Consider the following 25231-nt stretch of genomic DNA (forward strand, 5'->3'; position numbering starts at 1 on the left):
CGCGCAGGAGCCGCGGCCGCCGCGGCGCCAAGGCCGAGACGCCGCGCGAGGAGAAGCCGCGCGCGGAGGACAAGCCCCGCGCCGAGAAGCCGCGCGCGGAGGACAAGCCGCGAACCGAGGACAAGCCGCGCCGCGAGGAGCAGCCGGCGCCGCGCCGCCAGCCCCGCCAGGAGCGCGAGCTCGAGACCGCCGGCGACGAAGGCTGGAACGGTCCGGTCCCCGGCTTCCTCAGCCAGGGCTTCGGCGGCTAAGCTTCCTTGGCTGCGCGTGCGTAGCGCGCCCTGAAATCGCTGGCGAAGCTGGTCAGCCGCTGCTCGGCGATCGCCGCGCGCAGGCCCGCCATCAGCTGCTGGTAGAAGCTGAGATTGTGCTCGGTCATCAACATCGCGCCCAAAATCTCGCCGGCGCGGATGAGGTGGTGGACATAAGCGCGGCTCCAGGTCGCGCAGACCTGGCACGAACAATCGGGGTCGATCGGCCCCTTGTCCTCGGCGAACTTCGCGTTGCGCAGGTTGATCGGTCCGGACCAGGTGAAAGCCTGGCCGTTGCGGCCCGAGCGGGTCGGAAGCACGCAGTCGAACATGTCGATGCCGCGCTCGACCGCGCCGACGATGTCGTCGGGCTTGCCGACGCCCATCAAATAGCGCGGCCGGTCGGCGGGAAGCTGGCCCGGCGCATAGTCGAGCACGGCGAACATCGCCTCCTGCCCCTCGCCGACCGCGAGGCCGCCGACCGCATAACCGTCGAAGCCGATGTCGATCAGGGCGTCAGCGGAGGCCTTGCGCAGGCCCTCGTCGAGCGCGCCCTGCTGGATGCCGAACTGGGCCGCGCGTGTCGCATGCTCGCCGCCGCCGAGGAAGGCGTCGCGCGAGCGCCGCGCCCAGCGCATCGAGCGCTCCATCGCCCCGGCCTGAACCTTGCGGGTCGAGGTGGTGGGGACCAACTCGTCGAACGCCATGACGATGTCGGAGTCGAGCAGCCGCTGGATCTCGGTCGAGCGCTCCGGGCTGATCATGTGGCGTTTGCCGTCGAGGTGCGAGGCGAAGGCGACGCCCTCCTCGCTTCGCTTGGTGAGATCGGCGAGGCTCATCACCTGATAGCCGCCGCTGTCGGTGAGGATCGGCCGCTCCCAGCCCATGAAGCCGTGGAGCCCGCCGAGCCTCGCGACCCGCTCGGCGCCGGGGCGGAGCATGAGGTGATAGGTGTTGCCGAGGATGATGTCGGCGCCGAGCGCGCGCACGTCCGCCGGCTTCATCGCCTTGACCGTCGCCGCGGTTCCGACCGGCATGAAGGCGGGGGTGCGGATCTCGCCGCGCTTCATCGCGATGGTGCCGGCGCGGGCTGCGCCGTCGGTGGCGTGGATGGTGAAGTCGAAACGGGGAGCGGACATCCGCGCGGCCTTAGCGGCGGCGAAGCGAGGCGTCGACCTGCCGCCGGAAGGTCCGAGAGTCGTGAAGTTCACGATCGCGGCGCAGCCGGTCAGCCTCCCGTCACACCATCATTGGTCAGAAACGCTCGAAGCTGTTGCTGAAACTTGCCCCATGCCGGCTCATGCTCGGTCAGGATATGGTTCTTGGTCTCCAGCGTCGCGAACCGGGCGTCTGGTATACTCGCTGCCATCTTATGGGCGATCTCGACCGGGACCGCCTGATCCTCTCGCCCGTGCACGACCAGCGTCGGCACGGAAACCATCGGTAGGAGATCGCGAACGTCGATCGTCGCTATCACCTCCATGATCCGCTGCGCCTGAGCCGCGGTGGCGGACACCTTCTGCAGCTCGTTGAACCAGGCAATCTCCTCGGCCGTGCCGTGCGGGAAGAAGATGTTCGTGAAAAGCTGCCGGAAGGCCGGACCCTCTCCGCCCCAGCCTGAGCTCACCAGCGTGATCATGGCTTGCTCCTGGGCGCGCCTGTCCTCGTCTCCGGACGCGAAGGCACCCACCGGGAACCCCGAATAAAGGATAAGCCGCTTCACGCGATCGGGATGCCGCACCGCATAAGCGACCGCGACCGAGGCTCCTTGAGAGATGCCGAGGAGGTCGAACTGCTCCATCCCGGCCGCATCGGTGACGGTCTCAAGATCCTCGACAAAGTCATCGAAGGTTAGCGAGGCCGGATTGCGGTCGGACATGCCGTTGCCGCGCTCGTCGTAGCGCAGGAGCGTGCGCCCGCGGGCAAGCTCGCGGATCCAGTGGCTCCATATTGGGCTCCCCCACTCGAACTCGAGGTGGTTCATCCAGTTGGCCGACTTTACCAGCGGCGGCCCCTCGCCGATCACGCTGTACGCCAGACCGGTGCCGTCGGACGCGGTGCAGAATCGGATCTCCTGGTCCAGCTCCGGCGCGCGACCGATGACGGAAGATTGTCCCGCCCTGCCAAGCTTGAGATCGATCGCGGCCTTGAGCTCCGATGGCAGGTCCGCGCCATCGACTCCGTTCAGCGTGGTAAGGTTCAGGGTGTGGAATTGGCGGAATCCCAAGGGTGGGTCGCTTCTGTCGATCGTCACCGGGATGAGCTTGCCGGTGTCGCGTCCGAACGCCGCCTCGTCGCGCACCCAGTGAGACCGGAGCGAGCTCTTCGACCACAAGACGATGATTGCACCGGCGGCACCGAGCGCTTCTTCAATCTCGCTTGAGAACTCAGTCCCTCCGCGAATTTTTCGATCCCACCAGACCGAGCAGCCCAGGCCTTCGAGGCCAGCAGCCAGCGCCCGGGCCGCATCGACGTCTTCACGCGCATAGCTGAGAAAGATGTCGGCCATGCGCCTCCTGCCGCACCTGTCTTGAAGGAAGCAATGCCGGCCTTCAAGGGGCGGCTGTCGGCACGCCCCCGATTGTCCGCAACGGGTGGAGAGCGGTCGCTCCGCCTTGCAGGACCGCTAGAAGCCGCCGCGGGCCTCCAGTTGCCTGACATCGGCCTCGATCTCGTCCGCGATCTGTAAGAGCGCCTCGGCGGTGCGCTCGTCGGTCGTCGCCTTGGCCAGCCGGCGGCACCGCTGGATCCGCTCGCGCATATTTTCGATGGTTTCTTCGGACATCGGGAAGGCCTCAGCTCCTCTTCGCCACCAGGCACCATCTCCGACCGATCGAGAGGTTCCCCCGGCTCGGATGAGGGAGCGTGTCGACCGGGTCAAAGGTTCCCATCTCGCGACCGCATACTTGCTATGGCTGTCCCTACGGTGGGCGCCCTCAGGCTGCCAGCGGCAGGGTCAGCCAGAAGGACGCGCCCTCGCCGGGCTTCGAGGTCACCCCGATCCGTCCGCCATGCGCTTCCACGATCCTCCGGCTGATCGACAGGCCGATGCCCATGCCGTCCTCCTTGGTCGACACGAACGAGTCGAAGATGGTGGGGAGCAGGTCCTCCGCGATGCCGACGCCCCGGTCGGTGACGGCGATGCAGGCGCAATCGCCCTGACGCCGCGCGGCGACCGCGATGTCCTTGTTCGCCGCGCTCTCCACGGCCTCGCAGGCATTGCGGACCAGGTTCACGATCACCTGCTGGATCTGGACGCGGTCGACATGGACTCGGAGATCCGGCGCGAGGTCGTAGCTGATGGTGACGTCGGCGCCGACGAGCGCCAGGGCGGCCGCGTCCCGGATCGTGTCGGCCAGGGAAACTGTCGTGCGATGGCCGTTCCCGGGCTTGGTCATCGCGCGGAGCCCGCGGACGATCTCGGCGGCCTTGTGGGCGTTGCTCTCGATCTGCCGGCAGGCCTCCTCGAGCTGCTCCGAAAGCGGGTCCCTCGCGTGCAACGCGCGCGCGGCGGCGGAGAAGTTCGCGACGGCGGTGAGCGGCTGATTGAGCTCGTGGGCGATGGCGGCGGCCATCGTCTCCATCGCGCTGTTTCGGGAGATGTGGATGAGCTCGGACTGAAGCCTGGCCGCCCTGGCGCGCTCGGCCTCGAGTTGCTGCTCGAACAGCCGCCGCTCGGTAATGTCCCGAACGATGCCGAGGAAGCGGTTGTCGCGGGTGCGGCCGCGCGGCAGGATCTGGGCCCGGCTGTTGAGGTAACGCACCTCACCGTCGCGGCGGACGATCCGATATTCCTGGTCGAAGATGTCGCCGGTCTCGTAGGACCAGGACTGGTTGTCGAGGACGCGCGCCCGGTCCTCGGGGTGGACGAGGCTGTAGAACAGCTCGGCGCTCGGCTTCTCATCCTGCGGATCGACGCCGAAGATGCGGTAGGTCTCCTCCGACCAGCTCAGCGTGCCGCTCGCGATATCGAGCTCCCAGCCGCCGACCCCGGCGATGCGCAGCGCCTGGAGCAGGAGCTCCTCGCGGTCGCCGACGCGTTCGAGAAGCTCGTCCACAGGGCCCGAGCCGTCGAGCAGCTCGTCGAAGCCGGGCCAGCCCGAGCTGGGAGTTAGGCGACGCGCGCTGTTCATCCCGGCCCCCCGCTCGGCGTCAGTCGGCCTTTGCGACCTGCTTGCCGGTGAACAGCTGCTGGAGCTCGCCGGCCTCGAACATCTCCATCATGATGTCGCTGCCGCCCACGAACTCGCCCTTGACGTAGAGCTGCGGGATGGTCGGCCAGTCGGAAAATGCCTTGATGCCCTGGCGGACCTCCGCGTCCTGGAGCACGTCGACGGTGGTGAACTGGACTCCCAGATGGTCGAGGATCGCCACTGCGCGGCTGGAGAAGCCGCATTGCGGGAACAGCGCGCTGCCCTTCATGAACAGGACGACGTCGGCGGAATTGACGATCTCGCCGATGCGGGCGTTGGTGTCGCTCATAACTCTTTCCTCATTCCGGCGCGGCGGTGGAGAGCTGGAGGGCGTGGAGGACGCCGCCCATGCGCCCGCCGAGCGCCTCGTAAACCATGCGGTGCTGCTGCGGCCGGGACTTGCCGCGGAACGCCTCGGCGACGACCCGCGCCGAATAATGGTCGCCGTCGCCGGCAAGGTCGGTGATCTCGACCGTCGCGCCGGGAATGGCGGCGGCGATCATCGCCTCGATCTCGTCCGCGGTCATCGGCACGTGCGGCTACTCCATCGACTCGATGAGCTGGCGGCGGGCGGCGATCGTCTTCTCCTCGATTCGGGCGCGAATCTCGGCCTCGTCCACGTCGATCCCCGCGGCGGTGAAGTCGCCGGTCAGGCGGCGGACGACGTCGTCGTCGCCGATCGTCTCGAAATCCGAGCGGATGAGGTCGCGCGCATAGGTCTCCGCCTCGGCGTCGGTCAGGCCCATCCGCTCCGCCGCCCACAGGCCGAGAAGGCGGTCGCGGCGGGCGTGGATGCGGAACTGCATCTCCTGGTCGCGGGCGAACTTGGCCTCGAAGGCGCGCTCGCGTTCGTCGAAAGTGGTCATTGGGCTCGCCTGCTGTTGGTTGGGGCTGATGCGGTTCGCAGCCGAGATAGGCGGCGCGGGCGTATGGCGCAACGGCGCTCGGCCTGGCGAAAGCCGCTTGTGCGCCCCGCGGAATCTGCCACCACTGCACTTCCCTTAGGAGAATCAAAGTCATGCTGAAGTACGGCCTGTCCGCCGCCCTGCTCGTCGCCGCCCTTCCCGCCTTCGCGCAGCCGGCGCCGGCGCCCGCGGCGCCTGCCGGTCCGCCGCCCGCCATCCAGCAGGCCGGTCAGGCCCTCGGCGAGTGCATCGGCGGCGGCATGCGCGGCCTTGCCGCCACGGACACTCCGGAAGCCGGCGCTGCGGGCATCGTCGGAGCCTGCACCGCTCAGCGCGACGCTCTGGTTCAGGCGGCCGAAGCGTTCATCAACACCCTGCCGGAGGCGCAGCGCAGCCAGGCGCTAACCCAGATGCGCGCCGAGCTCGGCGGCATCGAGGCCGACGTCGCCGGCGCCATCCGCCGCCAGCGCGCCGCCCCGGCCCAGGCGCCCGCTCAGTAGGAATCGGGGGGAGGCTCAGTCGTCCATCGTGACGACGAGCTTCCCCACCGCCTGCCGCGCCGCCATGTGGGCGATGGCCTCGCCGCCCTGCGCCAGCGGCCAGGTGCGGGTGACGCGCGGCGCGATCCTGCCTTCCTCCCAGAGACGGAATAGCGTCTGGAGGTGTGCCGCGTTGGCCTTGGGGTCGCGCGCCGCGAAGGCGCCCCAGAACACGCCGCGCACGTCGCAGCTCTTGAGCAGGGTGAGGTTGAGCGGCAGCTTCGGGATTCCGGCCGGGAAGCCGATCACCAGGTAGCGGCCCTCCCAGGCGATCGAGCGCAAAGCCGGCTCGGCATAGTCGCCGCCGACCGGATCGTAGATGAGGTCGGCGCCGTTCGGCCCGACCAAGTCCTTGAACTGCGCCGCCAGCGCCTTGGACGAGTCCCTGTCGAACGGGCCGCGCGGATAGACCAGCGTGGCGTCGGCGCCGGCGGCGCGCGCCGCCTCGGCTTTCTCCGCGGACGAGACAGCGCCGACCACCCGCGCGCCATAGGCCTTGCCGAGCTCGACCGCGGCGAGCCCGACTCCGCCGGCCGCGCCGAGGACGAGCAGGGTCTCGCCTTCCCTGAGCTTGCCGCGGTCCAGAAGCGCATGGATCGTGGTCGCATAGGTGAGGATCAGCGCAGATCCCTCGGCGAAGCTGCGGCCCTCGGGCAGCGGCACCGCCATCGCGGTCGGGACCACGACCTTCTCGGCAAGCCCGCCATGGCCGATCATCGCGATCAATCGGTCGCCCGGCGACCAGCCGGCAACGCCCTCGCCGACCGCCTCGACGATTCCGGCGATCTCACCGCCCGGAGCGAACGGGCGCTCCGGCTTGAACTGATAATTGTCCTCGATGATCAGCACGTCGGGATAATTGATCGCGCACGCCTTCACGCGGACGAGCAGCTGGCCCGGGCCGGCGACGGGATCGGGCAGGTCGCGAAGCTCCAACGTATCCGGCCCGCCCGGAGCGGTGGACAGCAGCGCCTTCACTGCGCCGCCTCCGGGAAAGCGGGCAGCCTGGCGATGTCGGCGGGCTCGTGCTGGATGATGACCCGGGCGCCGAGATTGCGGGCGATCCGGTCGAACCGGTCCATCGAGGCGAGCGTGTCGGCGCGGTCGTGGTTGAACGGCGGGACGCCGCGGTTCGCGACCTGCTCGGTGAAATGATAGAGGTCGCCAGTCAGCAGCACCGGCCCGGACGCAAGCCGCACGAGCAAGGCGTTGTGCCCCGGCGTGTGGCCGGGAAGGTCGAGCATGACCACGCGACCGTCTCCAAACACGTCCTTGTCGCCGTCAAGCGGCTCCACCTGGCCGCCGCCGGTCAGCCAGTGCGACATCGCAGCCACGGCAGCGTCGTTCACTCCTGGGCCCCAATCGCGAAGGTGCTCCAGGTCGCTTCGCCCGATCAGCAGCCGCGCCTGCGGAAAACGGGCTGCCTGCCCGGTGTGGTCGAAGTGCCAGTGACTGATGCCGATATACTCGATCTGCTCCGGGCGGACGTTCAGCTCGCGCAGCTGGTCGATGATGCTACGCCGGAGGCTGAGCCGCTGCGCCGCGTTCTCGATCGGGTTGCCGACCAGCGCGTCGGTGAGGCCGGTGTCCCACAGCATGTAACGGTCGCCGTGGCGGATCAGGTAGCAGCTGCCGACGATGTCCTTCGGCCCGGCCGGATATTGGAACGTGTCGGAGAAGAAGGCGCCGTATTGCTTGATCACGAACTCGCCGCAGTCGAGGCGCCAGAGCTGGAGTGGCGCCTGTGCCTGTGCCTGCGCCTGGGCCGGCTGAGCCATAGCTGGCGGGGAAATGAGCACGACTGCCAGCAGCGCGGCGGCCATAACGCGTTTGAACATAGGATCTCCCCCGGTGACGGCCCCTGACGAGTCACGTGGTAGTCCCGCGCCGCTGGCGGAGCTAGTGCGGGCTTAGCGCGGCGCCGGGGCCGAGCGAAGGCCCGCCGCAGCGATGCCGACCTCGGCGCAGGCGACGTCGTCGGGCGGCGGCTCGCCGGACACGCCGACGGCGCCGAGCCGCGTTCGCCCGTCCGCGGAGAAGACGGGCACGCCCCCGGGCACTGTCACGACGTGGGGCGCGTTGGCGAAGCCGGGCGTGTTCCCCCGTGCGGTGGCGACGCCCCAGGCGGCTGAGGCGCGCGCTTTGGCGAGCGCGAAGTCCATGACGCCGTAGCCGTTGCCGTCCATCCTGAGCGAGGCGATTACATGGCCGCCGCTGTCGACCACGACGATGGCATGGCTCTGGCCTCGGGCGGTCGAATGGGTGACGCAGCCCTGAACGATGGCCTGAGAGGCGGTCGCATCGAGGCGGGACGCGGGCTGGGCCTGGGTCGCGCTTCCGACGAGCACGGTGACGAGGAGCAATTTCTTCATGGGCGCCTCGTTCGCGCGAGGTCGGTCCGCCGGTCGTCGGCGCTTCGACGATGCCGCGCTACTTTTCGATCAGCGGCGAGACATAGTGGGGGTCATGCTCGAAGGGCAGCTCGGCGCCGCTGCGCATCGCTTCGAGCACGGCGGCGAAATCGGTGCGGCAGCGGAGGCCGAGGACGCGCTCGGCGTGGCTTGAATCGTAGATCCGGTCGATATGGTCTGGGAGGGTCCAGCCGGCGCGGGCGTAGAGCTCGGCCGCATCCGGGAAATGGCGGGCGATGACCGCCGGTGCGTCGCGCAGCAGCTCCTCCGCCTCCTCGGGCGCGAAAGTCGTGGGCGCGGCGAGGATGAACGTGCCGAAGCCGATCTCGAGCGCCCGAGCGAGCGCGACGACATGGGCGTCGGCGGCGTCCTCGACGGTGAGCCGGCGGCCGAGGAATTCGTTGGCCTTGATATTTGGCCCGTCGAGGTGGCGGTGGGTGTCGTCCTCCTCGGGGAAGAAGCGCCCGGTGCGCAGGACCATCACCGCGAGGCCGTGCAGCGAGTGGTAGAGGTGGCAGAGCTGCTCGGCCGAGCGCTTGGTGACCCCGTAGATATTGCGCGGCTCGAGCGGGCCGAAGCTCTCGTCGAGCCAGGCGGCCTTGGCGGCGCCCCCTGCCCGCCCCGCGCGGATCGCTTCGGTGATCATCAGCGAGGTCGTGGAGGTGAAGACGAAGCGGTCGTGCCCCGCCGCCACCGCCGCCTCGAGCAGGTTCAGGGTGCCGGTGACGTTGACGTCGACAAAGGCCTGGGCGGGGTAGCGGGCGATGTCCGGCTTGTGCAGCGCGCCGGCATGGACGACCGCCTCGATGGCGTGCTCGGCGAAGACCCTATCGACCAGCGCGCGGTCGGCGACGGAGCCGACGATGCGCGTGTGCGCGCCGGGCGCCGGATCGAGCCCGACCACGTCATGGCCGGCCGCGGACAGGCGTGGCGCCAGATAGCGGCCGAGCCAGCCCGTCGAACCGGTGAGCAGGATCCGCACTTAGGCGGCGACGGCCTCTTCGTACCGCGCCGTGGTCTTCGCCCGCACCTCTTCCGCGGTCACGCCCGGCGCCAGCTCGATCAGCCTGAACGGGCTGTCATGGTCGGGACGCTGGAACACGCAGAGGTCCGTGATGATCATGTCGACGACGTTCTTGCCGGTGAGCGGCAGGGTGCAGGACGGGATGAACTTGGGGTCGCCGTTCTTGGACGTGTGCTCCATCACCACGATGATCTTCTTGACGCCGGCGACGAGGTCCATCGCGCCGCCCATCCCCTTCACCATCTTGCCGGGGATCATCCAGTTGGCGATGTCGCCATTCTCGGCGATCTCCATCGCGCCGAGCACGGCGAGGTCGATATGACCGCCGCGGATCATCCCGAAGCTGGTCGCGCTGTCGAAGAAGCTGGTCTGCGGAAGCTGGCTGACGGTCTGCTTGCCGGCGTTGATCAGGTCCGGATCGACCTCGTCATCATAAGGGAACGGGCCGATGCCGAGCATTCCGTTCTCGGACTGGAGGGTGACCTCCATGCCGGCGGGAATGTTGTTGGCGACCAGCGTCGGGATGCCGATGCCGAGATTGACATAATAGCCGTCGCGCAGCTCCTGCGCGGCGCGGGCGGCCATCTGATTACGATCCCAGGGCATGCGATACCTCTCTTCGGCTGAGATAGCCCCACGCGCGCCACGTGCCGATCGCATGGACGATGCCATAGACGAGCACGATCAGCGACGACCACAGCATGAAGTCTGCGGACAGATCGGGGCGGTTGAACGAGGCCGGGCTGACGACGAGCAGCCCGCGCGCGAGATAGATGGCGCTGATTCCGACGAGGGCGGTGCGCATCAGCGGCAACCGACGGATGAGGCCCACGCCGGCGAAGGCATAGGCGGCCCAGATCGCAAGCACCGCGGCGATTGCGAGAGTTATGAGCGGCGGGATCCATGAACCGCGCTCGGCCACCTGGGCGATCGGCTCCCCTGCGCCGAAGAAACGGTACCAGTCGGGGCCGCCGAAGATGCATGCGATGTGGAGCGCCGCCGCGGCGAGGCTGAGCCAGCCTCCGCAGATCAGCCAGGGATTGCGCCGCATCGGCTCAGCCCCGCTCGCCAGAAGACGGACTGGCGAGATATCCGGCCGGAATCGGATTCTGCGGGCTCTCGGCCTGCCACATGATCGAGACGACCCACCAGCGGCCGCCGTGACGGACCAGCTGGAAGCTGTTGATTCCGCGCATGATGACGGGGCCGTTCTCGCTCTGCCGCGCCTCGTAGGTCGAGAAGACGTGGGCGATGTCGCCATATTGCTCGACGCGGCGGGCGACCTCGCGCTCGAAGAAGCCGCGCTCCTCAAGGAGCGGGCCGTTCGAGCTGATATAGTCCTCGACACTGCCGCTGCGCAGGCCCGAGCCGCCCTTCGGCATCAGGCGGCCGTTGGCGGTGAACAGCGAGCGCATGCGGTTCCAGTCGCGGCGCTCGCCGGCCGGGCCGGAGATGACGTCGTAGACAGCCGCCATGATCGCATCGATGCTTGCGACGTCGGCCGGATTGGCCGGAACCGCGCCTTGCGTGACGACGACGAACAGGTTCGGCTGCTGCTGCGCGGCGGCGGGCGCGGCAGCCAGCGTCAGCCCGGCAACGAGAGCAACGGTCAGATTCCTCATTCTCCCCCCTCCACATCGGTCCAGCGCCGGTCCTGCGGAAACACTTCGTCGAACGTGCCGCGCAGGCCCGGGCCGTAGACCGGGTTGGGCAGCAGGAACCAGCCATTGCCCCACAGGCCGGCGATGTCGCCGCTGGTGGCGAGGCGGCGGCGCTCCGAGACCGTGAGATCGCGCGCGTTGAACGCGTCGGAGAAGTCGCCGAGCTGGTCGCCGGCCATCGCGACGACGCAGAAGCGATCGGCGATCAGGGCGCGGCGGCCGTCCTTGCCCGATCCCGACCGGTCGTCGGCGAGGAACAGGGTCTCGCCGAGGCGCGCCGGCCCGAGGCCCGCAAAGTCGAGCGACCGCGCCGTCTCGGCGGCGTTGGCGGCCATTCGGTTGGTGTTGAAGACGACGGTGATCCCGGCTTCGCGCAGCGCCCTCAGCGCGGTGACCGCGCCGGGCACCGGGGCGACGCTCTCGACGCCGGTCCGCTCGTAGCGGTCGCGGCGGGCGCGGTTGTGGGTCCGCCCGGTGAGCGCCTCGTCATATTCGTAGCCGAGGTTGAGCAGCACGGTCTCGTCGGCATCGAGGACCACTGCGGGCGGCTTGTCCCCGCACGGCACCCAGCGCGGCGCCGCGGGCGTCGCTCCTTGCGCCAGCACGACGCTGTCGCGCGGGCGGCTGCGCGCCGCGGCGAGCGCGTGGTCGCGAAAGGCGTGAAAGACCTGGATCGACAGGGCCCCCGCCTCGCCCGAGCCGTAGAGCCACTGCATCGCCGGCGGCGGCGTGGTCGGCGCGGCGGCGGGAGGCGCAGGCTGGGGCGCGGCGCCGGTCGTCACGCATCCGGCGAGCAGTAGCGCCCCTGCGAGGGCCAGAACTGGACCCCGGCCCGTGCCGGGGAACCCGAACATTACGCCGCTTCCCGCTGGCGGGTGGTGCGGAACTCGATCTTCTTGTCGTAGGGGGCGCCGACGATCATGCGCTTCACGTAGATCGACGGCAGGTGGATGCAGTCGGCGTCGATCGAGCCGACCGGCACCACTTCCTCGACCTCGGCGACGCAGATCTTGCCCGCGGTCGCCATCGGCTGGTTGAAGTTGCGCGCGGTCTTGCGGAACTGGAGATTGCCGGTCTCATCAGCGCGCCAGCCCTTGATGATCGCGAGGTCGGCGCGGATGCCGCGCTCGAGGATATAGTCCTCGCCGTCGAAGCTCTTCACTTCCTTGCCCTCGGCGACCTTCGTGCCGACTCCGGTCTTGGTGTAGAAGCCGGGGATTCCGGCGCCGCCGGCGCGGCAGCGCTCGGCCAGCGTGCCCTGCGGGCAGAATTCGACCTCGAGCTCGCCGGCGAGATATTGCCGCTCGAATTCCTTGTTCTCGCCAACATAGGAGCTGATCATCTTCTTGATCTGGCGGGTGCGCAGGAGCTTGCCGAGCCCCTCATTGTCGATGCCGGCATTGTTGGACACGACGGTGAGGTCGTTGACGCCGCTGTCGCGGATCGCGTCGATCAGCCGCTCCGGAATGCCGCACAGGCCGAACCCGCCCGCGCAAATGGTCATTCCGTCGAACAGCAGCCCCTCGAGCGCCGCGCCGGCATCGGGATAGATCTTCTTCACGTCGGCCCTCCGTCCCTCGTTCGCCGCGGCGATAGCGCCGGGCCGGGGCGGGGGTCAAGCAAACCTGAACCGGATTTCAACTTTACGGTGAAGCGATCGCCGGGCGCGGCTTTTCGCCGTCCCCCAGCCAAGGAGAGTCGCCGCTCGAAGCGGAATCTGCCTTGGCGAGCTGCGCGAGGCGTTGGCCGAGAAAATCCATGACCGCCCGCACCCGGGGGGTGCGCCGGAGCCGCTCGTGGGTCATCAGCCAGAGCGCCAGGTCGTCCCGCTTCATCGGCGGCAGGACCTGAACCAGGTCGGGATCGCGATCGGCCATGAAGCTCGGCAGGACCGCCATCCCGGCGCCGGCGCGCACGGCGGCCAGGAGCCCGGTCGCCGAGCCGTGCTCCATAACCACGGCGTCTTCCAGATCGAAGCGCTGGAGCCAGGCGCGATAGACCGGCCAGATCTTCTCGCCGCCGCCGCCGATGATCGGGTGGTGGCGGAGGTCCTCGGCGTTGTTAGGCCTCACGTGGCGAGCGGCATAGTCGCGGCTGCAATAGAGCGTCCACGGGTCGGGACCGATGCGCCGGACGACGAGCCCGCCGCCCTGCGGCATGACGCTGGCGCGGACCGCGATGTCGGCCTCGCCGGCACCGAGATCGAGCGGGTAGTCGCTGGTGACCAACTCGATGCGGATGCCGGCGTGAACGTCGTGAAGGTCGCGAAGGATTGGCGACATCATCGTGACCGCATAGATGTCGGACGTGGTGAGGCGGACCGTTCCGCTGACGTCGCGCGCAGCAGCCGCCGCAGCGTCGGTGAAATGGGCCGCCGAAGTCTCGACCGCCCGCGCCTGGTCGACCAGAGCCTCGCCCGCGGGGGTCAGCGCGTAGCCGGCCTGGCGCCTTTCGAACAAGGTGAGGCCGACCGCCTCCTCGAGCGCCGCGATGCGCCGCGCCGCCGTGGTCTGGCTGACCCTGAGCTTCTTGCCGGCCGCAAGAGTGCTTCCGGTGTCGACGACCGCCAGGAAATAGCGAAGGTCATTCCAGTCGAGCATGGGAGCCCCCTGCTCCGTCGCGGATCCAAGGTCATTCTGCACTTTCGCAGAACCGTCCGGCAATATCGTTGATTGCGTTGCTTTATGCAACTTAATATATCGGTGTCAGCCAGCGCTGGCTGTGTCCGTCCGGAAATCAAGGGAGACAGCCATGAAGACGATCACCACCCTCGCCGCCGCTTTCGTGGCGACCCTCGCCGCCGCCCCTGTCCTCGCGCAGGACGCCGCCCCCACCCGTTCCGTCGCGGTCGGCTATGCCGATCTCGACCTCGCCAGCGAGGCCGGCCGGCGCAGCTTCGACAACCGCCTGCGCCAGGCGGTGCGCGAGGTGTGCGGCTCCGCCTCCTCGGCGGACCTGCGCGGCCAGAACCGGGTCGACGACTGCCGCGAGGTGCTCACCGCCGACGCCGCCCGGCAGCGCGACATCGTCCTCGCCGGCCGGCAGACGGGCATCGCCATCGCCGCCCGCCGCTGATGCTGGTGAGTTAGACGGCGCACCGGCCAGCCCCTCGCCGGTGCGCCGCCGATTCTCCGGATCCGATCAGGATGCGATGGTCAGGTTGGCGCGCTTCTCGACGCCTTTCAGCGCTTCCACGAAGCCCTGGCGCCACCACACGACATCTTCCTTCGCGACGCTGTCATACATGGACCGCCAACGCCGCTTGCGCTCGTCGAGCGGCATGTCGAGCGCCTGGCGGATGGCGTCGCTGATCTCGTCCTTGCTGTACGGATTGACGAGCAAGGCGTCGCCCAGTTGCGAGGCGGAGCCGGCGAAGCGCGACAGGATCAGCACGCCCGGATCCTCCGGGTCCTGAGCCGCGACATATTCCTTGGCGACCAGGTTCATGCCGTCACGCAAAGGAGTGATGAGGCCGATGTCGGAGGCGCGGTAGAAACCGGCGAGCTCGGCGCGGTTATAGCCGCGGTTGACGTAGCGGATCGGCACCCAGTCAACCTCCGCGAAGCCGCCGTTGATGCGCCCCGACAGCTCGTCGAGCCGCTCGCGGATCGCTTCGTAGGTGTGGACCTCGCCGCGGCTCGGCGGCGCGATTTGCAGGAGAAGCACCTGGCCGTGATAGTCGGGATGCTCCTCGAGGAAGCGGCGATAGCCCCAGAAGCGCTCCTCGATGCCCTTCGAATAATCGAGCCGATCGACGCCGATAATGACTTTCTTGTCCTCGGCGCTCTGCAGCAGGCGGTCATAGGCAAGCTGGGTCTCGTCGCTCTTCACCGCCTCGGTGAATTCCTCGAAGTCGACGCCGATCGGGTAGCAGCCCGCCTTCACCTTGCGCTTACCGACGACGATGGTGCCATCATCGTCGACCGTGCCGCCGAGCTCGTGACGGACATAGTCGCGGAAGCTGTCGAGCCACTCCTCGTTCTGGAAGCCGATCAGGTCGTAGTCGAGCATCGAGCGGACGAGGCGCTCGTGGAACGGCAGCGACACGAGCAGGCGCCGCGGCGGCCACGGGATGTGGAGAAAGAAGCCGATCTTGTTCTTGAGGCCCGCCTGGCGGAGCTGGGTGCCGAGCGGGATGAGATGGTAATCGTGGACCCAGACGATGTCGTCCGGCTCGATCAGCGGCGCGACAGTCTCGGCGAAGCGATGATTGACCCGCTCGTAGCCGCTGCCGAACGAGCGGTCATATTCGGCGAGGTCGATGCGGTAGTGAAAGAGCGGCCAGAGCGTCCGGTTGGCGTAGCCGTTATAATATTCGTCGACGTCCTGTTCCTCGAGGTCGATCGTCGCGGTGGTGATGCCGTCCTCGCGGTGCATGTTGATCTGGCCGGTGAAATGGTCGGTCTTCTCGCCCGACCAGCCGAACCACAGGCCGCGATATTCGCGCAGCATCGCGCCCAGCGCGACCGCGAGCCCTCCCTGCGCGCCAGCCGGGGAGCGCCCCTTGGGCGCCGACACCCGATTTGAAATGACGATCAGGCGGCTCATCTCACCGCGCTCCAGGGTTTGGACAGCAAGCCGGCACAATTGATCAATCCGACAAGCGAATAAGTCTGCGGATAGTTGCCCCACAGCTCGTGGGTGTCGAAATCGGTGTCCTCGGAGAGGAGGCCGGCGGGGGTCAGTCGTTCAAGCATCTTCGAATAAAGGGCGCGCGCCTCCTCCTGGCGGCCGGCGAGGTGGAGGGCCTCGATCAGCCAGAAGGTGCAGAAGTTGAAGGCGGTCTCGGGCAGGCCGAAATCGTCCTCGTCGGCGTAACGCAGCATGTGCTCGCCGCGACGGAGGCCCGCCTCGACCGCCTCGAACGTGGCGAGGAACCGCGGGTCGGAGGGTTCCAGGAAGCGCATGTCGACGAGCTGGAGCAGGCTCGCGTCGAGCTCGTCGCCGCCGAAGGTCGCGGCGAAGCGCTTGCCCCCCTCGTACCAAGCCTGTTTCTCGATCGTCTCGCGGACCCGTCTCGCACGATCCCGCCAGAATTCGGCTCGGTCCTCGAGGCCGAGCGCGGTGGCGATGTTGCACAGCCGGTCGCAGGCCGCCCAGCACATCACAGACGAATAAGTATGGACCGAAGTGCGGGTGCGAAACTCCCAGAGGCCGGCGTCGGGCTGATCGTGCGCCTCGAACGCGCGGTCGCCGACCTTCTCGAGCGCGTGAAAATCCTCGACCGTCGCCTTGCGGAACAGGCGCTCGTCGAAAAAAGCCTGGGCGTTGGACAGAATGATCTGGCCGTAGGCATCATATTGGACCTGGGTGTAGGCGGCGTTGCCGACCCGAACCGGGCCCATTCCCCGATAGCCCGCGAGCGCCTCGGCAACGCCCTCGTCCAGCTTGGGCTCGCCCGACACGGCGTAGAGCGGCTGGATGTCGCCGCCCTTCGCGTTGTCGACGATGTTGCGGAGGTAGGAGAGATAGTTTTCGAGGACGTCGAGCGCGCCGAGACGATTGAGCGCCTGAACGGTGTAATAGGCGTCGCGGATCCAGCAGTAGCGATAGTCCCAGTTGCGGCCCGAATTCGCCGCCTCCGGGATCGAGGTGGTGAGCGCGGCGACGATCGCGCCGGTCTCCTCGTGCTGGCACAGCTTCAGGGCGATCGCGGCTCGGATCACCACTTTCTGCCATTCGAGCGGAATGGCGAGGCCGCGAACCCAGTCGCGCCATTCGTCCGAGGTCTGGTGGAGCATGGTCGCGACCGTGTGGCCGACATTGCCGACGAACGGCTCGTCGGGACCGAGGAAGAAGTGGAGCGACTTTTCAAGGCGGAAGCAGCGCCCTTCGAGGAGGCTGCTGACCGGCGCGTCGGTGGTGAGGCGGAGCGGCTGCGGCGCGGTGAGGAAGCGGATATGGTTGCTGCCGCTCGTCCGCTCGGCGTCGTTGGCGCCCCAATCGGTGCTGGGATTGAGCTGCACCCGGATGCGCGGCGAGCCGGCGATCGGCCGAACGATGCGGCAGAAAGCGACCGGACGGTACATGCGGCCCTGGCGGAGAAAGCGCGGGCAGAAGTCGTAGATCTCCGCGATGCCGCCGTCGGCGTCGGTCAGCCGGCTGACCAGGATCGGCGTGTTGCGCAGGTAGAGCTGGGTGCAGGAGACCTGGTTATCGACCTCGATCCGCCACGTGCCGCGCGGGAGCGCACCCTCGTCCCGCGGCTCCAGCAAAGCGGAGAAGAGCGGATCGCCGTCCACCCGCGGCTGGCACGCCCACACGAAGGAGGCATTCTCGTCGATCAGGGCACTGACCTGGCAATTGCCGATCGGCCAGAGATTCAGGTTGTTCACGCGCATTCAGTAAGCCACTCCGCCACCCCGGCAACGGACGGGAGCCGATAAAGTGCCGCGGTTTCGCGCAACGGACCGACCAGCACCCCGGCGCCGCCCATCGACGCGACCGCGGCGAAAGCATGTTCGTCGGTGAGGTCGTCACCCACGAAGACCGGCCGGGACCCGGCGAAAGGCGCGTCCTTCATCAGCGCGCGCACGGCATCGCCCTTGTCGGCACCCGGCGGCCGCAGCTCGACCACCATGCTGCCGTGCTGGACGATCAGGCCCGAATCCCGCGCGAGATGCTCCATGAAGTCGGCGACCGCCGGCGCGGCGTCGGGGGCGCGGCGGAAATGGAGCGCGATCCCAGCCGGCTTGTCCTCGACCAGCAGGCCGCCGCGCTCGTCGGCGAATCGCCGCACCCGGTCGCGCACCTCGCCCAGCCCGCGGGGCGCATGGAGCGGCGCGACGCTGCCGTCGCCAAGCCGCAGCTCGAGGCCGTGCGACCCCGAAAAGGGGATGCCGGGAACCGACACATGGCGATCGAGATCGGCGATCGACCGCCCGCTGACCAGTGCGAGCCGCCCGTCGAGGCGGCTCCTCAGCCGCTCCAGCAGCTTCGGCAGGTGTGGAGAGACCGTGATCGCGTCGGGCGTCTCGGCGAGCTCGGTCAGGGTGCCGTCGAAATCGAGGAACAGGGCCGCGCCGTCGAGCAGGGCGGGTGGAGGCGTCGGAAAGTCAGGCATCGCTCCGCGGTTGGCGGGTCTTCGTGCAAATCTCAAGCCGGTCGCCACTTTCAGCCCAACATGGGAAAGGATTCGCGATTAACCATTTGCGAACCATGGCAGCAGGCGTATGGTTCGGCCCGGGGCAAGGAGGGGGATGCGCTGATGGCCGAGCCTTTTCTTTCGGAAATCCGGCTTTTCTCGTTCAACTTTCCGCCGAAAGGCTGGGCGTTCTGCAACGGCCAGCTCCTGCCGATCAACCAGAACCAGGCTTTGTTCTCGTTGCTCGGCACGACCTATGGCGGCAACGGCCAGACCAACTTCGCGCTGCCCAACCTGCAGGGGCGGGCGCCAATCCACAGCGGCAACGGCCACACGCTCGGCGAGGCCGCCGGCAGCAGCGCGGTGACGATCACCCAGCAGACGATGCCGACCCACCTGCACCCGCTGATGGCGAACACCAACAACGGCACCACGCCGCAGCCCAACGGCGCTCTGCTCAGCGCCTATCTCAACGGCTACACCCAGCCGACCGACCTCACGACGCTGTTGCCGCAGACGGTCACCAATGTCGGCGGGAGCCAAGCGCACACCAATCAGCAGCCCTATATCGTGGTCAATTTCTGCATCGCGCTCCAGGGCATCTTCCCGTCACAGAATTGAGGGCACGACCATGGCACAGCCTTATGTCGGCGAGATTCGCATGTTCGCGGGCAATTTCGCGCCCGCGGGCTGGATGATCTGCCAGGGTCAGACGCTGCCGATCAGCGAGAATGAAGTCCTGTTCCAGCTGATCGGCACGACCTACGGCGGCGACGGCGAATCGACCTTCAACCTGCCCAACCTCAGCAGCCGGATTCCGCTGCACATGGGCAACGGCCCCGACGGCGTGAACTATCAGATCGGCGAGATGGCCGGAGTCGAGAGCGTGACGCTCACCACCCAGCAGATCCCGGCGCACACCCATCCGTTCACCGCGTCCCAATCGCCCGGAACGTCGAACAATCCGGGCAATGCGGTGGTCGGCTCGAGCCCGTCGGTCCAGATGTTCTTCGGCCTCTCGCCGTCCAACGCCATGGCGCCGCAATCCATCGGCCCCGCCGGCGGCAGCCAGCCGCACGAGAACATGCAGCCGTTCCTGTGCCTCAACTTCATCATCTCGCTGTTCGGCCTCTTTCCGAGCCAGACCTGAGGGGAGCAACCGATGGCCGATCCGTTCGTCGCTGAGATCCGCATCTTTCCGTTCAATTTCGCGCCCAAGGGCTGGGCGTTCTGCAACGGGCAGATCATGCCGATCTCGCAGAATACCGCGCTCTTCTCGCTGCTCGGGACCACCTATGGCGGCGACGGCAAGAGCACCTTCGCGCTCCCGGACATGCAGGGCAACGTGCCGCTGGGCGAGGGCCAGGGCCAGGGCCTCAGCCAACGCTTCCTCGGCGAGATGTCGGGCAGCGAGACCGTCACCCTGCTGACGTCGGAGATCCCGGTGCACTCGCATGGCCTGATGTCGGACAATGAGGACGAGGCCGACCTCGAGCAGCCGAGCCCCGAGGTGACGCTGGCGCGCAGCAAGGGCGGCTTCGCCTACAATCCCGCGACCACGCCGCTCACCAACCTCGCCTTCCAGGCGCTGCCGCCGGCCGGCGGCGGGCTGCCGCACAACAATATGATGCCTTACCTGACCCTCAATTTCTGCATCGCGCTGCAGGGAGTGTTCCCGCCGCGCCCCTAAGCTCAAGGATGACCAGCCATGGCTGAAACGAGAAAGAGCTTGTCCCGGCGCGCGATTCTGGGCGGCGTGGTCGGCGGCGGCGCGATCGTGACCGCGGCGGCCAAGAGCGGACTCACCGACAGCGTCACCGGCAGCTTCTCCCGCGGCTTCTCAAGCCCCTATTTCTCGCTCGAACTGGCCGATCACAAAGCGTGGGGCGGGCAGGTCGGCAACACCCTCACCGTGCAGGACGGTCCGACCCTGCGCATCGCCAGCGTCGAGACCTTCGTCCGCTATGGCGAAACCGACGGGCTGATCCGAAGCCGCGCATTCCTGGTAAATCTGGAGGCGGTGACCAGCGGCCGGATCGTTGGCAACACCATCCACCGGGTCACCCACCCGACCGCCGGCGCGTTCGATCTGTTCCTGGTGACCTCTCCCACCCACCCGACCTTCGCCCAGGCGGTGTTCAATTAGCGAACCGGCTCCGGCGGCTCCCCCGACGCCCCGGGACTACAGCTTCCGGCCGATGACCGACGGCGACCTGCCGTTCGTCGCTTCGCTCTATGCCTCCACCCGGCGCGAGGAGCTTGCCGACACCGGCTGGCCGCAGGAGATGCAGGATGCCTTCCTGCGCCAGCAGCACGAGGCGCAGCACAGCTACTACCGAGCGACCTATGACGGCGCCGAATGGCTGATCATCGAGCAGGGCGGAGCGCCGGTCGGCCGGCTCTACCGGGTGGTGTGGCCGCGCGAGATCCGAATCATCGACATCTCGCTGGTGCCCGACGCGCGGGGCAGCGGCATCGGCGGCGCCATCCTCGGCGCGATCCAGGAGGAAGCGCGCGGGATCGGCAAAGCGGTGTCGATCCATGTCGAGAAGCACAACCGCGCCCGCAATCTCTACCTGCGGCTCGGCTTCGAAGTGATCGAGGACAAGGGCGTCTACGACCTGATGGAGTGGCGGCCCTAGAGATATTTGCTCTAGTAGAAGATCGCCTCGTAGCGGGTGGCGCGGGCGTCGCTGGCGATCGGCACGACGAAGATGTCGTGGCTGCCGTCGGGGCCGCTGACCGTCATGATCGATTGCGCGAGGATCGGCTCGGCCGGCCCCTCGAGCTCGAGCCGGAAGCCGCCGCCGTCGCGCTGCGCGTGCGGGATCGGCGCGACTCCGACCAGGGTCATCGTCACTGTCCCGTCCGGCGCGGTGACCTCGCAGGCGCAGTCCAGCCAAGACGTGAAATCGTCGATGGTGAGATTGCGGACGGTCACGCTCAGTCGATCGTCTCGGTGGCCTCGACGCCCCACAGGGTGTCGACCCGGATGTAGCCGCGGCGCCCGCCGACGTCGAACAGGCACCAGCCGCCGCGGCAGCGCGAGACCCGCCCGACCACGCCTGGCTCGGCGCGATAGCGGACGGCGGAGCCGGCGTCCGCCGATTCGTGCATCGGCTGCGGGCTCTCGCCGCGGACGATGCCGCTGCGCTGGTCCGACAGCAGCCGCACCAGCATCCAGCCCTCGGTCCCGTCCGGGTCCTGGACCCGCCGCCAGTCGCCCTGGATGGCGACGACCCGGATCGGCAGATCCGGCCGGATGTAGAGCCAGGTCGCCGGATAGGTCTGGGCCGGGCCGACGCGCATCAGCGCTCGGCCGGCGGCGATCGACGCCCAGTAAGGCGGCTGGCGCTGCGCCCACGCAGATCCTGGAGCGCCGACTCCGACGATCCCGGTCCAGGCCGCGAGCAGCAGGAAGGCGGCGGCGACGCGCGAGCGCATGGCCTCAGTCCCCCGTCAGGATCCGGTCGACGAGCTGCTTCACGGTCGGAACGAAGCCGTTCGAGTAGAAGGGATCCTTCTTGAAGCGGAAGGCCGAGTGGCCGGCGAACATGAGATTCTGCTCGACCGGTCCGCCATGGGCGATGTCCTGCAGAGTCTTCTGGATGCAGAAGCTGCGCGGGTCGGCGAGGCGGCCGGTGGTGTTCTTCTCATTGTCCGCCCAGGACGAGAACTGGCATTGGCTGAGGCAGCCCATGCAGTCCGCCTGGTCCTTGCGGATGACCGTCTTTTCCTCCGGCGTCACGAAGACGAGCGTTTCGTCCGGCGTCTTGAGCGCTTCGCTATAGCCCTGGGCGAACCATTCGCGGGCGTGGAGCAGATCGCCCTTGGTCACCCAGTAATTCTTCTTTCCGGCGACTCCGACGTCGAGCTGGAAGCGGTGGTCGCCCAGCTCTTCCTTGGTAAAGGCGATCTGGCGGTGCGAGCGCGCCTCCAGATTGCGCAGGAACGGGTTGCGCACCGCCGAGGAATAGAAGCCGGTCGGCGAGAAGCGGTGAAGGAGGATGTCGCCTTCCTCGAGCTCCATCAGCTTGCGCTTCCACTCGTCGGGAATCGGGCTTTCCTTGGTGAGCAGTGGCCGGGTGCCGAACTGGAAGACGATCTGGCCGAGCTCGGGATTGTCGATCCAATGCTCCCATTCCTTGAGGTTCCAGACGCCGCCGGCCATCACGATCGGCACGGTGTCGGGAATGCCGCCCTCGCGCATCGTCTCCCGCAGCGCCTTGACGCGCGGATAGGGATCTTCGGGCTTCAGCGGGTCCTCGGCATTGCTGAGGCCGTTATGGCCGCCGGCGAGCCAGGGATCCTCGTAGACCACCGCACCGAGCCATTCCGCGGCCTTGGAATAAGCGCGCTTCCACAGCGCCCGGAAGGCGCGCGCGGAGCTGATGATCGGCAGGTAGCTGACGCCGTGCGACGCGGCGATCTCGCTGAGCTTGTAGGGCATGCCGGCGCCGCAGGTGACTCCCGCGACCATGCCCTTGGTCCGTTCGAGAACGCCCTCGAGGACTCGCTGGGCGCCGCCCATCTCCCACAGCACGTTGATGTTGATCGCGCCCTTGCCGTTCGACATCTCGAAGGCGCGGCGGACCTGCTCGACGGCGCCGTCGACGGCGTAGCGGATCAGCTCCTCGTGCCGCTCGCGGCGGGTCAGCGCATGATAGATCTGGGGAATGATGCGGCCCTCGGCATCGTAGCTGTCGGCGTTGACCGCCGACACCGTGCCGATGCCGCCCGCGGCGGCCCAGGCGCCCGAGCTCATGTGATTGGTCGCCGAGACGCCTTTGCCCCCTTCGACCAGCGGGAACACTTCACGACCCCCATACATGATCGGGGCGATACCCTTGAACATTCAACCTCCGTAACGGAACGGCACCCGCTATAGGCGCTTCGCGCCGCTGGGTAAAATCATAGTCGCGGTCGCCCAAACGCATCAGGGCGGCCAATCGCCTCACCATAGAGTCCCGCATAACGGGCGATCATGTCGCGCTCGTCAAAGTCGGCGAGCGCCCTTACGCGATTGGCGGCGCCGACATGGCCGCGCAAGGCGGGATCGTCAATGAAGCGGGCGAGCGCCGAGCGCAGGACGTCCTCGCCGCCGATCGCGAAGCGGTTCTCGTCCGAGACCATGTCCGCGACGTCGCCGACCGCGGTGGACATAGCGGGCAGGCCGGCCGCCATCGCCTCGATGAGCGAGATCGGCTGCTGCTCGCTGTCCGACGACAAGGCGAAGATGTCGAAATGGCCGATCCACGCCGCCGGGTCGGCCATGAAGCCGGGCATGACGAGGCGGTCGGCGATTCCGGCGGCGCGCGCCTCGGCCTCGATCCGCGCGCGCTCGGGCCCGTCGCCGACGATCACCAGAGACGCCCCGGGTGGCGCGGCGGCGGCGAAGACGCGCACCAGCCGCGGCAAATTCTTGACCGCGCGGAGGCCGGCGACGGTGCCGACCACCACCTCCCCTGCCCGCTTGTCGAGGCCGGGGATGGGTTGGCCCGGCGGCTGCTGGAAGCGGGCGAGGTCGATGCCGTTGGGGAGCCGGACGAGGCGGCGCGCGGGCTGGCGCCATTCGGCCGTCGCGATCGCCTCCAGCCGCCCGGACGGGACGACCAGGCGGTGCGCGGCGGGCAGCGCGAGGCGGCGGAAGCGGTTGCGGATCGGCTTGCGGCGGACCGCCTCGTCCTCGTTGAACCCGTCCTCATGGTGGACGAGCGGAGGTCCGCCGAGCAGACGGCGCGCCATGACGGCGTCCATCGCGCCCCAATTGTAGGTGAGGACGAGGTCGAAGCCGCGCATGTAGCGGGCAAGCGCGCGGTAGCGGCCGAGACCGGGGCGGCCGGTCAGCGACGGCGCGTTTTCGGCGCGCGCGACCGAGATGCCAGGGTCGACCGCGTCGAGCGCGCCCCACTGGTCGGTGGCGTTGAGGACGACATGCTCGGCGGCGTCGCCGAAGGCGTTCATCAGGCGGACCGCCCGGGCTTCCTTGCCGCCCAGAGCGAAGGTCGAATGGGCGTGGAGGATCCGGACCGGGCGCCCGTCAGGCAAGGGCGAGCCGCTCCTCGACCCGGCTCAGCAGCCGGCCGACCGCCGCCTGAACCTCGGGCTCGTCGAGCGTCGGCGCGTGGCCGATGCGCGGCACCGTCACCGCCTCCAGGTCGGGATGCTCGGCCTCCATCCGCTCCAGCGTCGCCGGCGAGAGGATGTCGCTGGTCTCGCCGCGAACGACGGTGAAGGGAACGCCCTTGAGCGCGGCGAAGGCGCTCCACAGGTCGAGGCCCGCGGTCACCGGGAGCTTGAACGGCTCGGCGATGCGCATGTCATAGTCGAACACGATACGGCCGGAAGAATTGAGCCGGGCGACTCGCTTGGCGAAGACCAGCCAGTCGTCGAGCTGCCAGTCGGGATAGCAGGGCCGCTGCACCTCGGCGAGGTCGCGGGCGGCGTGAACCCAGGTCGGCCAGGTCGACGGGCGGCCGACATAGGAGCGGATCCGCGCGACTCCGGAATCGTCGAGCTCGGGGCCGATGTCGTTGACCAGGACGCCCGCGACCCGGTCCCTCTCCGCCGCGCCGAGAAGCATCGACAGGAGGCCGCCGAGCGAGGTCCCGAACAGGACGAAACGGTCCAGCGCCAGCTCGCGCACCAGAGCCTCCAGGTCCTGGAGATAGGTGAGCGGCACATAGGTCATCGGGTCCTTGGCATAGGCGCTCTCGCCGCGCCCGCGCAGGTCGACCGCGATCACCCGCCAGTCGCCGGCGAGCCGCTCGGCCACCCCTTCCCAGTCGCGCGCGTTGCGGGTGAGGCCGGGGATGCAGATGATCGGCGGCTTGCCCGCATCGTCGCCGGGATAGTCGCGATAATGGAGGCGCAGGCCGTCGTTCGACCACCAATAACCGTCGGTCCAGACCGTCGCCACGCCGTCCTCCGCTTGTGCTTCCGCCATATTGACCGCGAGGCGGCGCGGGGCAAGCGCGGGCGGCCGCGCTTGCGAGATTGTGTCGGAGCGGCGCCCGCTTCCGACCCGTTGCGGACGTTCGCGCTTTGAGCGATCATCGCGTCGTGTCGCATTTGCTCCTGCTAGTGCTAACGCTGGCCCTCTCGCCGCCGGCAGCCGCGCCACTTCCCGGTCTGGAAGGACCGCGCGCACCCGCAGGCTATGA

32 protein-coding genes and 1 pseudogene are annotated in these 25231 nt (G+C 68.3%); 8 read left to right on the top strand and 25 right to left on the bottom strand.

Annotated elements, in window-relative coordinates; translation table 11 throughout:
* Positions 1-251 (top strand): annotated as a pseudogene (locus tag G7B71_RS09030) (ATP-dependent helicase); the annotation flags it as partial.
* Here the strand turns inward: G7B71_RS09030 and tgt are convergent.
* The 7 genes from tgt to G7B71_RS09065 form a co-directional block, all read right to left on the bottom strand.
* Positions 248-1390: a tRNA guanosine(34) transglycosylase Tgt gene (tgt, locus tag G7B71_RS09035; RefSeq protein ID WP_166040078.1), complete on the bottom strand. Its 1143-nt coding sequence runs from the start codon at positions 1388-1390 to the stop codon at positions 248-250. The pseudogene G7B71_RS09030 and the gene tgt sit on opposite strands and share 4 nt — an antisense overlap.
* A gap of 89 nt (positions 1391-1479) precedes the next feature.
* Complete coding sequence (locus G7B71_RS09040; protein WP_166040080.1) at positions 1480-2760, bottom strand: alpha/beta fold hydrolase; 1281 nt, start codon at positions 2758-2760, stop codon at positions 1480-1482.
* A 117-nt stretch (positions 2761-2877) separates the two neighbouring features.
* On the bottom strand, positions 2878-3036 hold the full coding sequence (locus G7B71_RS09045) for a hypothetical protein (protein ID WP_166040082.1): 159 nt from the start codon (positions 3034-3036) through the stop codon (positions 2878-2880).
* Between the two features lie 151 nt (positions 3037-3187).
* Positions 3188-4384 (bottom strand): ATP-binding protein, encoded by a 1197-nt coding sequence (locus G7B71_RS09050; protein WP_166040084.1) that lies wholly within the window; start codon positions 4382-4384, stop codon positions 3188-3190.
* A gap of 19 nt (positions 4385-4403) precedes the next feature.
* Complete coding sequence (gene grxD / locus G7B71_RS09055) at positions 4404-4733, bottom strand: Grx4 family monothiol glutaredoxin (RefSeq protein WP_166040086.1); 330 nt, start codon at positions 4731-4733, stop codon at positions 4404-4406.
* A 10-nt stretch (positions 4734-4743) separates the two neighbouring features.
* Positions 4744-4977 (bottom strand): BolA family transcriptional regulator, encoded by a 234-nt coding sequence (locus G7B71_RS09060; protein ID WP_166040088.1) that lies wholly within the window; start codon positions 4975-4977, stop codon positions 4744-4746.
* Positions 4978-4983: 6 nt separating this feature from the next.
* A complete protein-coding gene (locus G7B71_RS09065) occupies positions 4984-5310 on the bottom strand; it encodes a DUF1476 domain-containing protein (RefSeq protein WP_166040089.1) in 327 nt (108 codons plus the stop codon).
* Positions 5311-5462: 152 nt separating this feature from the next.
* Here G7B71_RS09065 and G7B71_RS09070 point away from each other — a divergent pair, with 152 nt between their 5' ends.
* Positions 5463-5849, top strand: coding sequence for a hypothetical protein (locus G7B71_RS09070; RefSeq protein ID WP_166040090.1), 387 nt, complete (start codon positions 5463-5465; stop codon positions 5847-5849).
* A 15-nt stretch (positions 5850-5864) separates the two neighbouring features.
* Here the strand turns inward: G7B71_RS09070 and G7B71_RS09075 are convergent, their stop codons facing one another.
* From G7B71_RS09075 to G7B71_RS09120, 10 genes are all read right to left on the bottom strand, one after another.
* Positions 5865-6866: an NADPH:quinone oxidoreductase family protein gene (locus G7B71_RS09075; RefSeq protein ID WP_207774755.1), complete on the bottom strand. Its 1002-nt coding sequence runs from the start codon at positions 6864-6866 to the stop codon at positions 5865-5867.
* Entirely contained in the window at positions 6863-7726 is an 864-nt protein-coding gene (locus tag G7B71_RS09080; RefSeq protein ID WP_243406179.1) for an N-acyl homoserine lactonase family protein, read from the bottom strand. The genes G7B71_RS09075 and G7B71_RS09080 overlap by 4 nt, the downstream gene beginning before the upstream one ends.
* A 72-nt stretch (positions 7727-7798) precedes the next feature.
* Complete coding sequence (locus tag G7B71_RS09085; RefSeq protein WP_166040091.1) at positions 7799-8260, bottom strand: heme-binding protein; 462 nt, start codon at positions 8258-8260, stop codon at positions 7799-7801.
* Between the two features lie 58 nt (positions 8261-8318).
* A complete protein-coding gene (locus tag G7B71_RS09090) occupies positions 8319-9281 on the bottom strand; it encodes an NAD(P)-dependent oxidoreductase (RefSeq protein ID WP_166040092.1) in 963 nt (320 codons plus the stop codon).
* Positions 9282-9929: a CoA transferase subunit B gene (locus G7B71_RS09095; RefSeq protein WP_166040093.1), complete on the bottom strand. Its 648-nt coding sequence runs from the start codon at positions 9927-9929 to the stop codon at positions 9282-9284.
* Complete coding sequence (locus G7B71_RS09100; RefSeq protein ID WP_166040094.1) at positions 9913-10374, bottom strand: hypothetical protein; 462 nt, start codon at positions 10372-10374, stop codon at positions 9913-9915. Before G7B71_RS09100 ends, G7B71_RS09095 begins: the two co-directional genes overlap by 17 nt.
* A gap of 4 nt (positions 10375-10378) precedes the next feature.
* A complete protein-coding gene (locus G7B71_RS15575; protein ID WP_207774756.1) occupies positions 10379-10945 on the bottom strand; it encodes a hypothetical protein in 567 nt (188 codons plus the stop codon).
* Positions 10942-11838, bottom strand: a complete 897-nt coding sequence (locus G7B71_RS09110; RefSeq protein WP_166040095.1) for an HAD family acid phosphatase — start codon at positions 11836-11838, stop codon at positions 10942-10944. Before G7B71_RS09110 ends, G7B71_RS15575 begins: the two co-directional genes overlap by 4 nt.
* Complete coding sequence (locus G7B71_RS09115; RefSeq protein ID WP_166040096.1) at positions 11838-12545, bottom strand: CoA transferase subunit A; 708 nt, start codon at positions 12543-12545, stop codon at positions 11838-11840. Before G7B71_RS09115 ends, G7B71_RS09110 begins: the two co-directional genes overlap by 1 nt.
* An 82-nt stretch (positions 12546-12627) precedes the next feature.
* Positions 12628-13584, bottom strand: a complete 957-nt coding sequence (locus G7B71_RS09120; RefSeq protein WP_166040097.1) for a LysR family transcriptional regulator — start codon at positions 13582-13584, stop codon at positions 12628-12630.
* 151 nt (positions 13585-13735) lie between these two features.
* Between G7B71_RS09120 and G7B71_RS09125 the strand changes: the two genes are divergently transcribed.
* Positions 13736-14059 (top strand): UrcA family protein, encoded by a 324-nt coding sequence (locus tag G7B71_RS09125; protein WP_166040098.1) that lies wholly within the window; start codon positions 13736-13738, stop codon positions 14057-14059.
* Between the two features lie 66 nt (positions 14060-14125).
* Here the strand turns inward: G7B71_RS09125 and otsA are convergent, their stop codons facing one another.
* Genes otsA through otsB form a run of 3 tightly spaced genes read right to left on the bottom strand, consistent with a single transcriptional unit; the run spans position 14126 to position 18047 of the window.
* Positions 14126-15532, bottom strand: a complete 1407-nt coding sequence (gene otsA / locus G7B71_RS09130) for an alpha,alpha-trehalose-phosphate synthase (UDP-forming) (protein ID WP_166040099.1) — start codon at positions 15530-15532, stop codon at positions 14126-14128.
* Positions 15529-17325 carry a glycoside hydrolase family 15 protein gene (locus tag G7B71_RS09135; RefSeq protein ID WP_207774757.1) on the bottom strand — a complete coding sequence of 599 codons (1797 nt, stop codon included), beginning with the start codon at positions 17323-17325 and terminating at the stop codon, positions 15529-15531. Before G7B71_RS09135 ends, otsA begins: the two co-directional genes overlap by 4 nt.
* Positions 17316-18047: a trehalose-phosphatase gene (gene otsB, locus G7B71_RS09140; protein ID WP_166040100.1), complete on the bottom strand. Its 732-nt coding sequence runs from the start codon at positions 18045-18047 to the stop codon at positions 17316-17318. Before otsB ends, G7B71_RS09135 begins: the two co-directional genes overlap by 10 nt.
* A gap of 144 nt (positions 18048-18191) precedes the next feature.
* On the opposite strand from otsB, the gene G7B71_RS09145 reads away from it, so the two are divergent.
* Genes G7B71_RS09145 through G7B71_RS09165 form a run of 5 tightly spaced genes read left to right on the top strand, consistent with a single transcriptional unit; the run spans position 18192 to position 20710 of the window.
* Complete coding sequence (locus G7B71_RS09145) at positions 18192-18689, top strand: tail fiber protein (protein WP_166040101.1); 498 nt, start codon at positions 18192-18194, stop codon at positions 18687-18689.
* Positions 18690-18699: 10 nt separating this feature from the next.
* Positions 18700-19218 (top strand): tail fiber protein, encoded by a 519-nt coding sequence (locus tag G7B71_RS09150; protein WP_166040102.1) that lies wholly within the window; start codon positions 18700-18702, stop codon positions 19216-19218.
* Between the two features lie 12 nt (positions 19219-19230).
* Complete coding sequence (locus tag G7B71_RS09155; RefSeq protein WP_166040103.1) at positions 19231-19758, top strand: tail fiber protein; 528 nt, start codon at positions 19231-19233, stop codon at positions 19756-19758.
* A gap of 18 nt (positions 19759-19776) precedes the next feature.
* On the top strand, positions 19777-20214 hold the full coding sequence (locus G7B71_RS09160; protein WP_166040104.1) for a hypothetical protein: 438 nt from the start codon (positions 19777-19779) through the stop codon (positions 20212-20214).
* Positions 20215-20266: 52 nt separating this feature from the next.
* Positions 20267-20710: a GNAT family N-acetyltransferase gene (locus tag G7B71_RS09165; RefSeq protein ID WP_166040105.1), complete on the top strand. Its 444-nt coding sequence runs from the start codon at positions 20267-20269 to the stop codon at positions 20708-20710.
* An 11-nt stretch (positions 20711-20721) separates the two neighbouring features.
* Here the strand turns inward: G7B71_RS09165 and G7B71_RS09170 are convergent, their stop codons facing one another.
* Genes G7B71_RS09170 through G7B71_RS09190 form a run of 5 tightly spaced genes read right to left on the bottom strand, consistent with a single transcriptional unit; the run spans position 20722 to position 24987 of the window.
* Positions 20722-21009, bottom strand: coding sequence for a hypothetical protein (locus G7B71_RS09170; protein WP_166040106.1), 288 nt, complete (start codon positions 21007-21009; stop codon positions 20722-20724).
* Between the two features lie 2 nt (positions 21010-21011).
* Complete coding sequence (locus tag G7B71_RS09175; RefSeq protein ID WP_166040107.1) at positions 21012-21512, bottom strand: SH3 domain-containing protein; 501 nt, start codon at positions 21510-21512, stop codon at positions 21012-21014.
* A gap of 4 nt (positions 21513-21516) precedes the next feature.
* Positions 21517-22923 (bottom strand): nitronate monooxygenase, encoded by a 1407-nt coding sequence (locus G7B71_RS09180; RefSeq protein WP_166040108.1) that lies wholly within the window; start codon positions 22921-22923, stop codon positions 21517-21519.
* Between the two features lie 56 nt (positions 22924-22979).
* On the bottom strand, positions 22980-24116 hold the full coding sequence (locus G7B71_RS09185) for a glycosyltransferase family 4 protein (RefSeq protein WP_243406180.1): 1137 nt from the start codon (positions 24114-24116) through the stop codon (positions 22980-22982).
* Positions 24109-24987 carry an alpha/beta hydrolase gene (locus G7B71_RS09190; RefSeq protein WP_243406181.1) on the bottom strand — a complete coding sequence of 293 codons (879 nt, stop codon included), beginning with the start codon at positions 24985-24987 and terminating at the stop codon, positions 24109-24111. The genes G7B71_RS09185 and G7B71_RS09190 overlap by 8 nt, the downstream gene beginning before the upstream one ends.
* Positions 24988-25231: the final 244 nt, after the last annotated feature.

Source organism: Sphingosinicella sp. YJ22 (genome assembly GCF_011320075.1).
Lineage (GTDB): Bacteria > Pseudomonadota > Alphaproteobacteria > Sphingomonadales > Sphingomonadaceae > Allosphingosinicella.

Bases quoted from the DNA above. Each gene is read 5' to 3' on its own strand.
- G7B71_RS09125 (WP_166040098.1), top strand. From the start codon at position 13,736: ATGAAGACGATCACCACCCTCGCCGCCGCTTTCGTGGCGACCCTCGCC.
- G7B71_RS09150 (WP_166040102.1), top strand. From the start codon at position 18,700: ATGGCACAGCCTTATGTCGGCGAGATTCGCATGTTCGCGGGCAATTTC.
- G7B71_RS09100 (WP_166040094.1), bottom strand. From the start codon at position 10,374: ATGCGGCGCAATCCCTGGCTGATCTGCGGAGGCTGGCTCAGCCTCGCC.
- G7B71_RS09145 (WP_166040101.1), top strand. From the start codon at position 18,192: ATGGCCGAGCCTTTTCTTTCGGAAATCCGGCTTTTCTCGTTCAACTTT.
- G7B71_RS09050 (WP_166040084.1), bottom strand. From the start codon at position 4,384: ATGAACAGCGCGCGTCGCCTAACTCCCAGCTCGGGCTGGCCCGGCTTC.
- G7B71_RS09165 (WP_166040105.1), top strand. From the start codon at position 20,267: ATGACCGACGGCGACCTGCCGTTCGTCGCTTCGCTCTATGCCTCCACC.
- tgt (WP_166040078.1), bottom strand. From the start codon at position 1,390: ATGTCCGCTCCCCGTTTCGACTTCACCATCCACGCCACCGACGGCGCA.
- G7B71_RS09155 (WP_166040103.1), top strand. From the start codon at position 19,231: ATGGCCGATCCGTTCGTCGCTGAGATCCGCATCTTTCCGTTCAATTTC.
- G7B71_RS09160 (WP_166040104.1), top strand. From the start codon at position 19,777: ATGGCTGAAACGAGAAAGAGCTTGTCCCGGCGCGCGATTCTGGGCGGC.
- G7B71_RS09070 (WP_166040090.1), top strand. From the start codon at position 5,463: ATGCTGAAGTACGGCCTGTCCGCCGCCCTGCTCGTCGCCGCCCTTCCC.
- G7B71_RS09095 (WP_166040093.1), bottom strand. From the start codon at position 9,929: ATGCCCTGGGATCGTAATCAGATGGCCGCCCGCGCCGCGCAGGAGCTG.
- G7B71_RS09040 (WP_166040080.1), bottom strand. From the start codon at position 2,760: ATGGCCGACATCTTTCTCAGCTATGCGCGTGAAGACGTCGATGCGGCC.
- G7B71_RS09135 (WP_207774757.1), bottom strand. From the start codon at position 17,325: ATGCGCGTGAACAACCTGAATCTCTGGCCGATCGGCAATTGCCAGGTC.
- G7B71_RS15575 (WP_207774756.1), bottom strand. From the start codon at position 10,945: ATGAGGAATCTGACCGTTGCTCTCGTTGCCGGGCTGACGCTGGCTGCC.
- G7B71_RS09045 (WP_166040082.1), bottom strand. From the start codon at position 3,036: ATGTCCGAAGAAACCATCGAAAATATGCGCGAGCGGATCCAGCGGTGC.
- otsA (WP_166040099.1), bottom strand. From the start codon at position 15,532: ATGAGCCGCCTGATCGTCATTTCAAATCGGGTGTCGGCGCCCAAGGGG.
- G7B71_RS09180 (WP_166040108.1), bottom strand. From the start codon at position 22,923: ATGTTCAAGGGTATCGCCCCGATCATGTATGGGGGTCGTGAAGTGTTC.
- G7B71_RS09085 (WP_166040091.1), bottom strand. From the start codon at position 8,260: ATGAAGAAATTGCTCCTCGTCACCGTGCTCGTCGGAAGCGCGACCCAG.
- otsB (WP_166040100.1), bottom strand. From the start codon at position 18,047: ATGCCTGACTTTCCGACGCCTCCACCCGCCCTGCTCGACGGCGCGGCC.
- grxD (WP_166040086.1), bottom strand. From the start codon at position 4,733: ATGAGCGACACCAACGCCCGCATCGGCGAGATCGTCAATTCCGCCGAC.
- G7B71_RS09175 (WP_166040107.1), bottom strand. From the start codon at position 21,512: ATGCGCTCGCGCGTCGCCGCCGCCTTCCTGCTGCTCGCGGCCTGGACC.
- G7B71_RS09080 (WP_243406179.1), bottom strand. From the start codon at position 7,726: ATGTTCAAACGCGTTATGGCCGCCGCGCTGCTGGCAGTCGTGCTCATT.
- G7B71_RS09120 (WP_166040097.1), bottom strand. From the start codon at position 13,584: ATGCTCGACTGGAATGACCTTCGCTATTTCCTGGCGGTCGTCGACACC.
- G7B71_RS09110 (WP_166040095.1), bottom strand. From the start codon at position 11,838: ATGTTCGGGTTCCCCGGCACGGGCCGGGGTCCAGTTCTGGCCCTCGCA.
- G7B71_RS09065 (WP_166040089.1), bottom strand. From the start codon at position 5,310: ATGACCACTTTCGACGAACGCGAGCGCGCCTTCGAGGCCAAGTTCGCC.